Source organism: Pseudomonas sp. LAIL14HWK12:I10, assembly GCF_900184205.1.
Taxonomy (GTDB): domain Bacteria; phylum Pseudomonadota; class Gammaproteobacteria; order Pseudomonadales; family Pseudomonadaceae; genus Aquipseudomonas; species Aquipseudomonas kermanshahensis.
Map to the genome: position 1 here is coordinate 214,512 of NZ_FXWU01000006.1, position 14,091 is coordinate 228,602.

At 62.6% G+C, this 14,091-nt stretch carries 13 protein-coding genes; 7 read left to right on the forward strand and 6 right to left on the reverse strand.

Going from position 1 to position 14,091, the window contains the following annotated elements; translation table 11 throughout:
* Positions 1-26: 26 nt before the first annotated feature.
* The 3 genes from QOS90_RS15580 to QOS90_RS15590 form a co-directional block, all read right to left on the reverse strand.
* Positions 27-428 (reverse strand): hypothetical protein, encoded by a 402-nt coding sequence (locus QOS90_RS15580; protein WP_143491067.1) that lies wholly within the window; start codon positions 426-428, stop codon positions 27-29.
* The gene (locus QOS90_RS15585) at positions 421-1,818 is read right to left on the reverse strand and encodes a PAAR domain-containing protein (protein WP_027593814.1); all 1,398 of its coding nucleotides are present in this window, start codon (positions 1,816-1,818) and stop codon (positions 421-423) included. Before QOS90_RS15585 ends, QOS90_RS15580 begins: the two co-directional genes overlap by 8 nt.
* A gap of 117 nt (positions 1,819-1,935) precedes the next feature.
* Positions 1,936-3,165: an acyl-CoA dehydrogenase gene (locus QOS90_RS15590; protein WP_085273281.1), complete on the reverse strand. Its 1,230-nt coding sequence runs from the start codon at positions 3,163-3,165 to the stop codon at positions 1,936-1,938.
* Between the two features lie 140 nt (positions 3,166-3,305).
* Here QOS90_RS15590 and QOS90_RS15595 point away from each other — a divergent pair, with 140 nt between their 5' ends.
* Positions 3,306-4,232 (forward strand): LysR family transcriptional regulator, encoded by a 927-nt coding sequence (locus QOS90_RS15595; RefSeq protein WP_085273280.1) that lies wholly within the window; start codon positions 3,306-3,308, stop codon positions 4,230-4,232.
* A 185-nt stretch (positions 4,233-4,417) separates the two neighbouring features.
* Entirely contained in the window at positions 4,418-5,572 is a 1,155-nt protein-coding gene (locus QOS90_RS15600) for a cysteine desulfurase family protein (RefSeq protein ID WP_085273279.1), read from the forward strand.
* A gap of 139 nt (positions 5,573-5,711) precedes the next feature.
* On the opposite strand, the gene nfsB is transcribed toward QOS90_RS15600, so the two are convergent.
* A complete protein-coding gene (gene nfsB / locus QOS90_RS15605; protein WP_027593818.1) occupies positions 5,712-6,365 on the reverse strand; it encodes an oxygen-insensitive NAD(P)H nitroreductase in 654 nt (217 codons plus the stop codon).
* A gap of 103 nt (positions 6,366-6,468) precedes the next feature.
* On the opposite strand from nfsB, the gene QOS90_RS15610 reads away from it, so the two are divergent.
* The 3 genes from QOS90_RS15610 to QOS90_RS15620 are packed head-to-tail and all read left to right on the forward strand — an operon-like array spanning position 6,469 to position 8,906.
* A complete protein-coding gene (locus QOS90_RS15610) occupies positions 6,469-7,392 on the forward strand; it encodes a LysR family transcriptional regulator (RefSeq protein WP_085273278.1) in 924 nt (307 codons plus the stop codon).
* Between the two features lie 48 nt (positions 7,393-7,440).
* Complete coding sequence (locus QOS90_RS15615; RefSeq protein WP_027593820.1) at positions 7,441-8,271, forward strand: AraC family transcriptional regulator; 831 nt, start codon at positions 7,441-7,443, stop codon at positions 8,269-8,271.
* A gap of 50 nt (positions 8,272-8,321) precedes the next feature.
* Positions 8,322-8,906, forward strand: coding sequence for a LysE family translocator (locus tag QOS90_RS15620; protein ID WP_027593821.1), 585 nt, complete (start codon positions 8,322-8,324; stop codon positions 8,904-8,906).
* A 140-nt stretch (positions 8,907-9,046) separates the two neighbouring features.
* Here the strand turns inward: QOS90_RS15620 and QOS90_RS15625 are convergent, their stop codons facing one another.
* A complete protein-coding gene (locus QOS90_RS15625) occupies positions 9,047-10,246 on the reverse strand; it encodes a sugar transporter (protein WP_027593822.1) in 1,200 nt (399 codons plus the stop codon).
* 202 nt (positions 10,247-10,448) lie between these two features.
* Between QOS90_RS15625 and QOS90_RS15630 the strand changes: the two genes are divergently transcribed.
* On the forward strand, positions 10,449-11,765 hold the full coding sequence (locus QOS90_RS15630) for a hypothetical protein (RefSeq protein ID WP_085273277.1): 1,317 nt from the start codon (positions 10,449-10,451) through the stop codon (positions 11,763-11,765).
* 64 nt (positions 11,766-11,829) lie between these two features.
* Here QOS90_RS15630 and calA read toward each other — a convergent pair whose 3' ends face one another.
* Complete coding sequence (calA, locus tag QOS90_RS15635) at positions 11,830-12,882, reverse strand: vanillin reductase (RefSeq protein ID WP_085273276.1); 1,053 nt, start codon at positions 12,880-12,882, stop codon at positions 11,830-11,832.
* A gap of 180 nt (positions 12,883-13,062) precedes the next feature.
* On the opposite strand from calA, the gene QOS90_RS15640 reads away from it, so the two are divergent.
* Positions 13,063-13,968, forward strand: a complete 906-nt coding sequence (locus QOS90_RS15640) for an AraC family transcriptional regulator (protein WP_085273275.1) — start codon at positions 13,063-13,065, stop codon at positions 13,966-13,968.
* The last annotated feature ends 123 nt before the right edge of the window (positions 13,969-14,091 follow it).

Genomic DNA, 14,091 nt, shown 5'->3' on the forward strand with positions numbered 1-14,091 from the left:
AAAAGGTTATGGAACTTAGGAGTCAGTTAATTACTCTTGGACAGTTCAAGCACCAAGGTGACGGCTGCGGCCCCGATGAAACCTACAGCAGTTAGCCATAAAGCCACTAAAAATCTTAGCCTCAGATTAGGTGGAAATGCTTTTAGCTCATCCGGACTCAACTGTCCAAGACGCAAGGCTCGTCCTGGAAAAATAACAAGCCCTCCTATCGCACACATTAAAAGCACGCGCCATTTGAAGGTGGATGCACCCCAAGTAACCTTCAGCATTTCCATATAAGGACTGGTAGTGATCGAGTCGCATACAACGTGGTAATCGCGGCTTAAGGTGGTGTACACATTAATAGCAACACCCACCATACAGACAAAGCATGGCACAGCTATTAACAGCAGCTTTACCATCGCGGGCCAGGCATGAATATCAGTCACCTGACACCTCATATATGAACTCTCCCGTGTGTTCACCGGCTAGTTCGCCAAGCTTACTGCCAACTAGGCCACTACCCCCTGCCACTATAATGCCGCACAGTGGGGCCCCTACTCCCGCTGTGCTTACGGTAAAACCAACACACAATGTGCCAATCGCTGCAGTGGCCAGTATCGACCCTACCATTGCACCACCCACGCCCCCGCTAAATTTTCCTGTTTCTACGAAACGGGCTTTCCTGCAAGCCTCTGTACTCCCTGCCTGACAAACCTCTCTCACATTGAGGTACGACGAAGCCCCGCTCAGTCCAATTGCAGCATTCCCGCCGTGTTTGAGGTAATTGGAGAGTTTCGCCACTTTATCGAGATGCGTCGCATACCCCGGTATCTGCCCCGCCCCACCCGCTTTCGACCAATGGTGCACCAGGCTCTTGGTCGAAATATTAAGACTCTTCTTCAGCCGCTCATAACTCCCCAAGTTCAGCTGTTTGTTAAGCAATGCCGCCTTCAACTGTCCATCCAGCTGCTGCAACAGCTGACGCCGCGAGACGAAGAATTCGCGACTGTTCAAATGCCCATGCCGCAAAAACTCCCGCTGATGCAATTGCTCGATCTGGTTCAAGGTGTTGCGGACCTGTTTCAACCCTTGATCCAGCATGTCCTTGCCCACGCCCATCGATTGGCTGGCATTGCTGAGCAAGCCGGCAATATCAGCCTGGTGCTTCATCATGAAATCCGATTCGGCAAAATCCAGCGCCGCCAACGCGTGCCGGGCGTCCTGAGCGGCAGCCATCAGCTTGGCTTCCTCACGGGTACAGGCATCGCCATTATCTGGGTCACCAATGACGAAAATTTCCCCAGCCTTGAATCCTTGATCGTAGGTAGGATTAAGCCGCTGCAAACGGGAAATGGGTAACGTGGCGTCCTGCTCGGCCAACCGCAGCAGAACCTGAGAGAACGACATGCTTCTGGGAACCACATAAAAGCCCGGCTCCATTGTCCCCGACAATGCTGTAACTGACCCTCGCGAGCAGTTGCCTGCTTGAGCACCCGCGGTTGGCACAATAGACATTACGCGGTTAGACGCCAAAGTCCGCAGAGGTGGCGGTGCCACATCCAGCGGTGCTACGACTCGGTTACTACCGGGCGGGCAACCACAGTTCACCAGCGCCCCATCCATGGCCACGGCATGGCCATCAGAGAAGAAATGCAAAACGCCTTCAGCGACGGTCCCTTCATTGCCGCAGAGGGGACAGGGTGTTGTCCTGTCGCCCTCCCTGAGCACCCTACGCCCATCGCTCAAATAGCAGGGATCAGTCGCGATGCAAACAGCGCCCGTCGTGGTGACATCACCGTCTACCGCCTGACCTTTTCCTCCCAGGTTGACACGCATCGACACGCTCTCTGTGCATAGGTGAGGTGTCGAAACCTAACAGCTGCAACAGCGCTTTTAGTGCCTGAACGTCAAAACCAGACACTTCCTACAGCACTTACGAAATCTGCTTACAAATCACTTGGAACTACGCAGCATCTCCACCGGCACATACTTGCCAATCTCATACTTGCCAATCGCCGCCCGATGCACTTCATCCGGCCCGTCGGCCAGGCGCAAGGTGCGCTGCATGGCGTACATATACGCGAGCGGGAAATCACCGCTCACCCCGGCGCCACCATGCATCTGGATCGCCCGGTCAATCACCTTCAAGGCCACATTCGGCGCCACTACTTTTATCTGCGCAATTTCGCTGCGGGCCACTTTGTTGCCGACCGTGTCCATCATGTAGGCCGCTTTCAGCGTCAACAGGCGGGCCATGTCGATTTCCATGCGCGAGTCGGCGATCTTGTCGACGTTGCCGCCCAGGCGGGCCAGCGGGCGGCCGAAGGCAGTGCGCTCCACGGAGCGTTTGCACATCAATTCCAGGGCCCGTTCGGCCATGCCGACCGAGCGCATGCAGTGGTGGATGCGGCCTGGGCCGAGGCGACCCTGGGCGATTTCGAAGCCACGGCCCTCACCCAGAATCACGTTCTCGTAAGGCACCCGCACGTTCTCGAACAACACCTCGGCATGGCCATGCGGCGCGTCGTCGTAACCGAACACCGGCAGCGGCCGGACGATCTTCACGCCAGGCGCGTCGGTTGGCACCAGCACCATCGAGTGCTGCTGATGGCGCGGCCCTTCGGGGTCGGACAGGCCCATGAAGATCATGACCTTGCAGCGTGGGTCACAGGCCCCGGAGGTCCACCACTTGCGGCCATTGATCACCCACTCATCGCCATCACGCACAGCGGTGGCGGCCATGTTGGTGGCGTCCGAGGAGGCCACGTCCGGCTCGGTCATGGCGAACGCCGAGCGGATCTCCCCGCGCAGCAGGGGCTCAAGCCACTGGCGTTTCTGCGCCTCGCTGCCATAACGCACCAGCACTTCCATGTTGCCGGTGTCCGGTGCCGAGCAGTTGAACGGCTCTGGCCCGAGCAGCGAGCGGCCCATGATTTCGGCCAGCGGGGCATATTCCAGGTTGCTCAGCCCGGCGCCGTACTCCGACTCAGGCAAGAACAGGTTCCACAGCCCCTCGGCGCGGGCCTTGGCCTTGAGCTCTTCCATGATCGCGGTGGGCTGCCAGCGATCCCCCTCGGCGACCTGGCGCTCGAACACCGCCTCGGCGGGATAGACATAGGCATCCATGAACGCGGTGACGCGCTCACGCAATGCCTGGACCTTGGGCGAATAGGCGAAATCCATCGGGGCTACCTTCACGGTTCGTAGGACATGGGCCAGAGCCTAGAGCAGCACGCGTCCATCCACCTAGTCTATTTTCCGCGTGTATAAACATTCATAACCGATATATGATCGGGCAATAATTCCAACAACGAGCGGCGCACATGAACCTCAGCAAGGTCGACCTCAACCTGTTCATCGTCTTCGACGCGATCTACACCGAAGCCAACCTGACCCGCGCCGGGCAAATTGTCGGCATCACCCAACCGGCGGTGTCCAATGCCCTGTCGCGGCTGCGAGAAACCTTCAACGACCCGCTGTTCGTGCGCACCGCACAAGGCATGGTGCCCACGCCGATGGCGCAGAACATCATCGGCCCAGTGCGCAACGCCCTTGCCCTGCTGCGCACCTCGGTGCAAGAAAGCCGCATCTTCAACCCGCAACAGGCCAACAAGACCTTCCGCATCAGCATGACCGACCTGACCGAGGCGGTGATCCTGCCGCCGCTGTTCCAGCGCCTGCGCCGCCTGGCGCCTTCGGTGCTGATCGAGAGCTTCCTGTGCAAACGTCGCGAAACCACCAAGGAGCTGGCAGCCGGGCGGCTGGACTTTGCCGTCGACGCCCCGCTGAACACCGACCCACAGGTACGCCACGTCAAACTGATGCAAGACCGCTATGTCTGCGCCCTGCGCCAGGGCCACCCGCTGGCCGACAGCAAACTGACCCTCGACAGCTACCTGGGCATGACCCATATCCATATTTCCAGCCGCCGCAATGGCCTCGGCTATGTCGACCTGGCCCTGGGCAAGATGGGCGTGCAACGCAAGGTGGCCTTGCGCTCCCAGCACTACCTGATGGCTTCGCAGGTGCTGCAGCAGACCGACATGGTGATGACCGTCCCCGAGCGTTTCGCCCGCCGCCATCAACTGCGCTACCAGGCATTGCCAGTGGATGTACCAGCGCTGGAAACCCACCTGTACTGGCATGAAAGCACGGATCAGGACCCCGCCAACCGCTGGATGCGCGAGCAGATCATCGAGTTGTGCGAACGGGTGGTGGCGGAGGAAGAACGCACGCTTGAACCTGCCTGACGTTCCTACCATGGTACAGATGCCAGCCTGGTGGAGAATTATTTTCTCTACCAGCCTTCATACATAGATTTTTTTACCAAAAAGGTGCGAATCAGCCAAACAGAAGGCAAAAATGTTTGGCCAAGGGCCGGGTACGCTTACTGCAACGATCACTGAATTCAACGTGACAGACACGGACCTGCCCCATGCCCAGCGCCCCGCTCTACTTCGACTACGCCGCTACCACGCCCGTTGACGACCGCGTCATCGAAACGATGCTCGCCTGCCTTGGCCGCCAAGCCAACTTCGGTAACCCCGCATCCAGTGGCCACGCCTATGGCCAAGCAGCCCGCAATGCTGTGGAGCAGGCGCGCCAGCAGGTCGCCGAACGCGTCGGCGCCCGCGCCGATGAGCTGGTGTGGACATCAGGCGCTACCGAGTCCAACAACCTTGCGCTGAAGGGTATCGCCCAAGGCATTGGCGAGCCCGGCCACCTGATCACCAGCCAGCTGGAACACAAAGCCGTGCTTGACACGGTCGCTGAACTGGAGCGCCAAGGTTGGGCCGTTACCCGCCTGGCTGTGGATGCTTCGGGCCTCATTCAGCCTGAAGCCGTGCAGGCGGCACTGCAGGCCGATACCCGCCTGGTCTCGCTGATGGCGGTCAATAACGAACTGGGCACCGTGACCGATTTTGCGGCGATTGGCGAGCGTGTGCGTGCCCACGGTGCGCTGTTGCATGTGGACGCCGCGCAGGCGGTGGGCAAACTGGCCATCGACCTGGCAGCAATGGCGGTAGACCTGATGTCGTTCTCGGCCCACAAAGCCTACGGCCCCAAAGGCATCGGCGCGCTCTACGTCGGGCCGCGCGCGCGCGAACTGATGCGTGCGCAGATGCACGGTGGCGGGCATGAACACGGGCTGCGTTCCGGCACCTTGGCGACCCACCAGATTGTCGGCATGGGCAGCGCTTTTGCCCTCGCCGGCCAGCCGGGGGACAGCGAGCACCAGCGCATCGAGCACCTGTCCCGGCGACTGCGCGATGGGTTGCTGGCCTTGCCAGCGGTCAGCCTCAACGGCTGCGACACACAGCGCATTGCGCATACCTTGAACCTGTGTATTGAGAGCCGAGGCTTCAACAGTGCGGCGTTGGCCAGTGAGCTGGCATTGTCGACCACGTCAGCGTGTAATTCGGCGAGCAATGCGCCATCGCATGTGCTGCTGGCGCTGGGACTGAATGAAAGCCAGGCACGTAACAGCGTGCGGTTGAGCATTGGGCGGTTCAGCACCGAGGCTGAAGTGGACAAGGCCATCGAGGTGTTTGCCAAGGTGACAGCGCAGGCTTCAATGGCATTGTGGTGAGGCCGAGCTTGTCAGGGGCCGCTTCGCGCCCCATCGCCGGCAAGCCAGCTCCTACAGGGCCATCACTGTCCTGAAGACGGCGCAATTCCGGTGGGAGCTGGCTTGCCCGCGATGGGGCGCGAAGCGGCCCCCAGCGATATCACAGGAAAGTGAAGACCTTCGAAGCCGGCAACCGCGACTTGCTCAGCCCCGCATTGAAGTCAGCCTCGCTCCGATAGCCTAGGCTCATGATCACCACACTGGTGTAGCCCTGCTCGCGCAGCCCCAGCTCGGCATCCAGCACCTTGCTGTCGAAGCCCTCGATCGGCGTCGCATCCAGGCCATGTGCCGCAGCGCCAAGCAGTGCGGTGCCCAAGGCCAGGTAGGTCTGCTTTTCCATCCAGTGCTGCACGTCTTTCTGGTCGAAGCGGTGCAGGTCGACGTAGTGACGACGGCTCTGGTTCTGCCCGGCGCGGGCCTGTTCGTCGCGAAAACGGCCATCAGCGGCTTCCTGCGCGAGCACCGCATCCAAATGGGCCTCGGTCATCTCAGTACGGGTGCAGAACACGATCACATGGGACGCATCGAGAATCTTCGGCGTGTTGTAGGCGAAGCGCTCTTGGGTACTCTTGGCCAACCGGGCCTTGCCTTCGGCGCTGTCAGCGACGATGAAGTGCCAAGGCTGTGAGTTGACCGACGATGGGCTATGGCGCAGTTGCTCGAGCAACGCATCGAGGGTGGCCTGGGGAATGCGACGCGAGGCGTCGTAAGCCTTGGTGGTGTAGCGGCGCTTGGCCAGGGAAACGGTATCCATGCAACAACTCCTGCAGTGAAACGGGATTTGTCGCGCATCTTATCTTTCCTGCAGATAAGAAAAACCGGCAAACTACAGCAACACTTTCATCCTGTGAGTGAAAATGCTGCGCATCACTGACCTTGAACTGTTCGTACGCAGCAGCGTGCTGGGCAGCTTCACCGCCGCCGCCCATGAGGCCGAACTGCTGCCGGGCCAGGTGGCCGCCGCCATCAAACGCCTGGAACGCGAGCTGGACGTGCGCCTGTTTGCGCGGACCACCCGCAGCCTGCGCCTGACCGCTGCGGGCGAGTTGTACTTGCCGACCGCGCAGAACGTGCTGGAAAGCCTGCGCCAGGGCCGCGAGGACCTGCACGGTAATGCCAGTACCTTGCGCGGCACCCTGCAGGTTTCAGCCCCTTCGGACATGGGCCGCAACATGCTGCTGCCCTGGTTGAGTGCCTTTCGCCGCGAGCACCCGGCGCTGCACCTGCGCTTCTTTCTGTCCGACCAGATGGCCGACCTCAATCGTGACCCGGTGGACATCGCCATCCGCTACGGCCTCAACCAGGATGCCAACTACATCGCCCTGCCCCTGGCCAGCTGGAACCGCCGGGTACTGGTCGCCTCCCCCGACTACCTCGCGCGCCACGGCCGGCCACTGACGCCGGAGGCCCTGCAGCAACATGCCTGCCTGTTGTACATGCAACAGAACCGGGTCTATGACAAATGGCGGGTGGGTAACCGCACCGTGCAGGTGCGTGGGCCGCTGGTCAGCGACGACGCCGACGTGATCCGCCGCCTGGCGCTGCTCGGTGAAGGTATCGTCTACAAATCGTGGCTGGATGTCAGCGCCGACATCGAGGCGGGCGCACTGGAGATTCTGCTGCCCGAATACCTGGGCGAGCCAACGCCGGTCACCTTGGTCTGCCCGCACCGCAAACAGCTGACGCCGGCGGTGACACAGCTGCACCTGTGGCTGCGCGAACGCTTCGAGGCCCTGCGGCCGCGGCTGCTGAACAAGGGCTGCACAATCGTTCCAGACTGAACCGCACGCGTGCGCTAAGGTAGCGTTTTACCCCCACGGCCTGCCCCCATGAGCAACTGGATCGACCTCAAACAAGACGCCGACACCGGCATCGAGTCGGTCCGCGCGCATTTTGTCGGGCATGCCTACGACCCGCACTGGCACGACAGTTTCCTGGTCGGCGTCACCGAGCAAGGTGTCCAGCAGTTCAACTGCCGGCGGGTACGCCATCGCAGCACGCCGGGCCAGGTGTTTCTGCTCGAGCCCGGCGACATCCACGACGGCCTTGCACCGACCGAGGAAGGCTTCACCTACTCGACGCTGTACCTGGAGCCTGCCTGGCTGGACGATCAATTGCGGTCCTTGTTCGAACACGCACACAGCGCCGGCCTGCCCAGCTTTGCCGATACCTTGTGCCACGATGAGCGCCTGGCCCGCGCCACCGCGCTGGCCTTTAACAGCGTGCACTATCAGGACCTGCGCATTGTCCGCCAGACCGCCATGGACGACCTGCTGGCCTGCCTGACCCGCCACCTGCACTGGCGCAAACGCGTCAACCCCGACCCGCGCCTGCCGTTGACCGCGCAGCGGGCGCGTGACTACCTGCATGCTCACCTGGACCGCGACATCGGCCTGGAAGACCTGGCCCAGGCCTGCGGCGTCGACCGTTTTCGCCTGACCCGGGCGTTCAAAGCCGCCTTCGGCCTGGCCCCGCACGCCTACCTGATCCAGTTGCGCCTGGCCCGCGCGCGGCGCCTGCTCAGCCAAGGCCAGACACCTGCTGAAGTGGCCATGGCGCTGGGCTTTGCCGACCAGAGCCACTTGGGGCGCTGGTTCCGCCGGGCGTATCGGTTGACCCCGGCCGACTACCGCAGGCGCTGCTCAAACCTTCCAGACTGACTGCAGCCAGGCAGCGAACATGGCGCTTCGAACCCTCGGAGCCTTGTGCCATGTCGCAGACGTTGTTGCCTTTCATCCTCTTCGCCCTGGTGGCCAGCATCAGCCCCGGGCCGACCAATCTGTTGATCCTGGCACATGGCGCACGGCAGGGCTTGCGGGCGAGCGTAGCGCCCATCCTGGCCGGCTGTGGCGCGGCGGCGGCCGTGGTGCTGCTGGTCGGGCTGGGGCTGGGCGAGCTGTTACTGCGCCATCCACTGGCCCAGCAGTTGATGAGCTGGGCCGGCGTGCTGTGGTTGAGTTGGCTGGCGTGGCGCATTCTGCGCAGCGCTGGGCAGCCCTTGGACATCAACGCAGACAAGCCTTTGGATGCGCTCAGTGCGGCGTCGCTGCAAGTGGTGAACCCGAAAGTATGGATGATGGCCGTGGCCGTGATCGGGGTATTTGCCGCGCCAGCACTGCCGGTGTGGCAGTTGGCGCTGGTGTTTCTGCTGATTGCCCTGCCGTGCATGACGGCCTGGGCACTGCTGGGGGTAGGAAGTGCACGCTGGTTGCAGGTGCCTGCGCGGTTGCTGTGGTTCAACCGGGGGTTGGCGGTGGTGTTGCTGGTGTCGGCTTGGGCGACGCTGCTGGGTTGATTGTGATGTTGGCTTTGCCGGCCTCTTCGCGGGCAAGCCCGCTCCCACCGGTATTCCACTGCTTTCAAGGCCGGTGAAGATCCTGTGGGAGCGGCGGTGCGGCGGTCCGACTTGCCCGCGAAGAGGCCAGTACAGGCAAATCAGCCACCTAAGGCATCACGGAACCGCCGGGTACTGGCCGCCGCCAGCAGCAACCCGACAACCGCGACACAGCCTCCGACCAGGCCGATATCGGCCACGTCCATCTGGCTGCTGACGATACTGCCCAGCAATGCCCCGCCACCAATACCGATGTTGTAAATGCCCGAGAACAACGCCATGGCCACGTCCGTGGCATCGGACGCCAACTTCAGTGTCTTGGACTGCAGCGACAGGCTGAAGCTCAAAATCGCCACGCCCCAGAACATGCTCAACACAGCAAACGCATAGAAGTTGCCCGACAACGGCAACATCAACAGCAGGCAGGCCGCCAGCAGGCCAATCGAGCCCACCAGAAAACCCTGGGGGAAGCGGTCGCTGTAACGGCTGAACAGCACAGAGCCGAACACGCCGGCGCCACCAAACAACAGCAGCAGCAACGTGGTGCGCTCACCGCTGATCTGCGCCACATGCAGGGCAAACGGTTCGATGTAGCTGTAGGCGGTGAACTGCGCAGTGATCACCAGCGTCACCAACAGGTAGGTGATCACCAGGGCCGGGCGCTTGAACAGGATCGGCAAACTGCGCAGCGAACCGGAGTTCTGGCTGGGCAGCAGCGGCAACGACTTCATCAAGCACAGCATGGTGGCCAATGCCACCCCGGCAATGCTGAGGAACGTCACGCGCCAGCCCAGGGCTTCACCCACCACACGGCCCAGCGGGATACCCAACACCATCGCCAAGGTCGTGCCGGTGGCCAGCAGGCCCAGCGCCTTGGCCTGCTGGCCAGGCGGGGCCACACGCACGGCCAGCGACGCGGTAATCGCCCAGAACACGGCGTGGGCCAAGGCGATGCCGATGCGGCTCACCAGCAACATGGCAAAGCTCTGCGACAGCCACGACAACAGGTGGCTGACGATGAACACGAGAAACACGAACAGCAGCAGGCGCCGGCGCTCGATGTTGCGGGTCAGCAGCATCATCGGCAGCGAAGCCAGGGCCACGACCCAGGCATAGATGGTCAGCATCAGGCCGACTTGGGCAGTGCTCATGTCGAAGCTGCGGCCAATGTCGCTGAGCAACGCTACCGGGACAAACTCGGTGGTGTTGAAGATGAAGGCCGCGAGGGCCAGGGCGATCACGCTCAGCCAGCTGCCGTTACCGGTGGTCGGCGGCACATCGGTGGGTAGGGGTCCGTTCATGGGTGGGGTTCTATTCTCCGCAGGCATGGCGAAAAGACGCGCGTCAGGGGCCAAGTATCGGCCGCGCTGGGGCACGGGTTTGTTATTGGAAGGAATGCCGGCATGGTACGCGTCAATACCGGGCCTCACAACCAGCGGCACATTGCGAGTAACATGCCCGCTTAATGTGAATTGCAAGCGGAACAAGGAGCCCGATCCGCCCATGGACAAGCAACAACCCCAGCAGCAGTGGCAGCAGGCGGTCACCACCTACGCCCAAGCCATCAACCGCTACGTCGCGCAAGGCTGCGCACAGGGCTGGGACAACCTCGAAGAACCACAGCCTGCGGCCACCGAGCACCTGCTCGACGCCTGGCAGGCCGCCTTGGAAGCGATCAACCGGCCGGGGGTGGACGAACAGCAACGCCAAGCCTTCCGCGCCGCCTGGCCGCCCGCCCACCTGCCGCTGGTGCCGCTGCTCGATGCGCATGGGCAAGGCATCTGCAGCGTCCTGCTGCTGGACGACGGCAGCCTGCTCGCGCGCATTGGCATGCCCTATGAAAAGGGCCAGGTGGTGCGCATCGATCAACAAGGCGTGACGCCCGTCATCGGTATCGAGCACTTCGGGCGCTGCCCGCAGCGCCGCTACTTTGCCCTGGCCAACGCCGAGGGCGTGCGCGTGACCGATGGCTGGGGCGGCCCACAGGTCGCTCGCCTGGCCTGGCCTAGCGGGCTCGAAGGCCTGCCAGCGGGTTACCCGTTCGAGCCGCTCGACCTGCCACCCACACCCACCAGCCTGGTGCCCTTCGCCGATGGCCAGCGGGTGCTGCTGGTGAGCGCCGAGGGGATTTACCTGCTGGCCGCCGAAGGTGCCACCCGGCTGATGCCACGCCAATCGCAGATTCTCGAGGAACTGGCCGAAGGCACCGACCCGGATGATATTGCCCTGGGCCTGGCCATGGAGCACGGTGCAGTGTCGCCGGACGGGCGCCTGATCGTGGTGGGTGAACAATGCAGCCGCCACCTGGTGCTGAATGACCAGTTGGAGGAAGTGGCGCAGATCGGCCCCGGCGGCGAATACCCGCACTTCGCCCTGTTCAACCGCAGCGGCGACCAGTTGATCGTCAATGCCTGCCACTTCTACAACGGCGGCACACTGGGGGTACGCGTGGCAGACCTTGCGGGCCTGGACACCGACTATTACAGCGAAGACCCACGCACCCCACTGCTGCAAGACGGAGCGCGGGTGTATGCCGGGGTCGCAGGCAATGGCGAGTACATCGTCGGCGATGCCTACGGCTACCTGCGGGCCTTTGGCGAAGAGGGCACGGAACATTGGCAGCACTTCCTGGGGTCGACCATCAGCGCCATGGACATCAGCGCCGATGGACGCACGCTGGTAGCGGCGAGCCATGCCGGGTTCATCTCGGTGATTGCGCTGGGCAGTGGGCGGCCTGAGTGGCAGATCGGTACCGGCGAGCATGGTGAAGTGCGGCGCTGGTTGTTCTGGAAGGGGTGGGACAAGGCGCTGGTCTGGTAGATCTGCACTGGCTTCTTCGCGGGCAAGTCGGACCGCAAAGAGGCCAGCACAGTCGACTACTCGATCAGCCCTGAAGCGTGGCCATGTCGATCACAAAGCGGTACTTCACATCCCCAGCAATCATCCGCTCGTAAGCCTGGTTGATATTACGAATATCGAGCATCTCGATATCGCAACGGATGTCGTGCTCCGCACAGAAATCCAGCACTTCCTGAGTCTCGGCGATGCCGCCGATCAGCGAGCCGGCCAGTACCCGACGCTTGAGCACCAGGTTGGCCGCGTGCAGCGCCGGTTCAATCGGTTCGATCAGGCCGACCAGAATATGCACACCATCGAAGGTGAGGGTTTCCAGGTACGGATTGAGGTCGTGCTGCACCGGAATGGTGTCGAGCAGGAAGTCGAAGCGACCTGCCGCGGCGCGCATCTGCTCATCATCGGTGGACACGATCACATGGTCGGCACCCTGGCGGCGCGCTTCCTCGGCCTTGGCTGGCGAACGGGTGAACAAGGTCACTTCCGCGCCCAGCGCCTTGGCCAGTTTGATACCCATGTGGCCGAGGCCGCCCATGCCCAGGATGCCTACCTTGTGGCCAGGGCCAACGCCGTGGTGCTTGAGCGGCGAATAGGTGGTGATACCGGCGCACAAGATCGGCGCGGCGCTTGGCAGGTCCATGCCGGCAGGGATACGCACCACAAAGTGCTCGCTGACGACGATGCTGCTGGAATAGCCACCCATGGTGTTGCTGCCATCGACCCGGTCAGGGGTGGCGTAGGTCATGGTCGGGCCTTCCAGGCAATATTGCTCCAGGTCCTTGGCGCACGCCTCACAGTGGCGGCAGGAATCGACCATGCAACCGACGCCTACCAGGTCGCCGACCTTGTGCGCGGACACCTTGTCGCCCACCGCGGTGACCCGGCCGATGATCTCGTGGCCCGGCATCAACGGGTACACGGCGATGCCCCATTCGTTGCGCGCCTGGTGGATGTCGGAGTGGCACACGCCGCAGTAGAGAATCTCGATGGCAACATCGTCCGGGCGCGGGCTGCGGCGTTCGAAGGTCATGGGAGCCAGAGGGCTGGTCGGGGTTTGGGCGGCATAACCGATGGCGGTGTACATGCGGGACCTCGCAGAGAAGTGAAACGATTCAGGCGGCGCATTTTGCGCGCCCTGCCTCGCCTCGCCCACCGCAGATTCTCCGGCATGCATGCCTGATTCTCCGGAGTTACCCGCAAGCATCTGACGCTAGACCTTCAATCTGCGATGATGCAACTGTCTGATTCTCTGCCCAGGTTCACCATGCAGCTCACCCGCCATGTCGACGCCAACGCCCCCCTCTGCGCGCTGATCCGCCGCCTCGCCACGCGCCCGGGTTTCGTGCCCACTCACCTGCCCCAGGTGCAAGTGCTGAGCTGGGACCACTATGTCGCCAGCAGCCCACAAATTTACGAGCCAAGCCTGATGATCCTGGCCCAGGGCAGCAAACTCGCGCGGCTGGGGCCGCGCACCCTGGAGTACGGTGCGGGCCACTACTTGGTCCAGGCGTTGTCGGTGCCGTTCATGTGCGAAACCTTCGCCACCCGCGAGGCGCCGCTGTTGGGCGTGGCAGTGGACATTGACCGCAGCGTGCTCGGTGAATTGGTGCAAAGCATGGACCTGGCACCGGATGCCGCCGTCCAAGCCCAGACCCCGCAATCCATGACCTCTGCAGCGCTGGATGCGCCCATGCGCGAAAGCGTCGAACGGCTGCTGAGCTGCCTGCAAGACCCGCTGGATGCCAAGGTGCTCGGCCCGGCGCGGGTGCGCGAAGTGCTCTATACCGCGCTACGCGGCCCGCAAGCCGGCGTGTTGCGGGCGTTGGTCGAACAGCAGGGGCATTTCGCCCGCATCGGCGCCGCCCTCGCCCACTTGCGTGAACACTACACCGAACCCTTGAGCGTCGAGGCGCTGGCGGCACGCGCCAACATGAGCGTGTCGACCTTCCATGAGCATTTCAAACGCTGCACCGACATGGCCCCCATGCAATACCTCAAGCGCCTGCGGCTGCTCAAGGCGCAGCAGATGCTGATCGGCGAGGGCCTGGGAGTGGCGCAGACGGCGCACCGGGTGGGCTACCAGAGCACCTCGCAGTTCAGCCGCGAGTACAAACGCCAGTTTGACCGCAGCCCGGGGGATGAAGTGGCGTACCAGAGTTTGCCGGTTTGATTGGTGGTGGCCGTCAGGTGTCTGGCTGGGGCGTTGTGGTGTGGCAGAAACCGAGCGCCGCCCGCGCGGCGCTCGGTTTCCGCCACACCATCAAACCCCAGCCATACACACCCAGCATCTCAC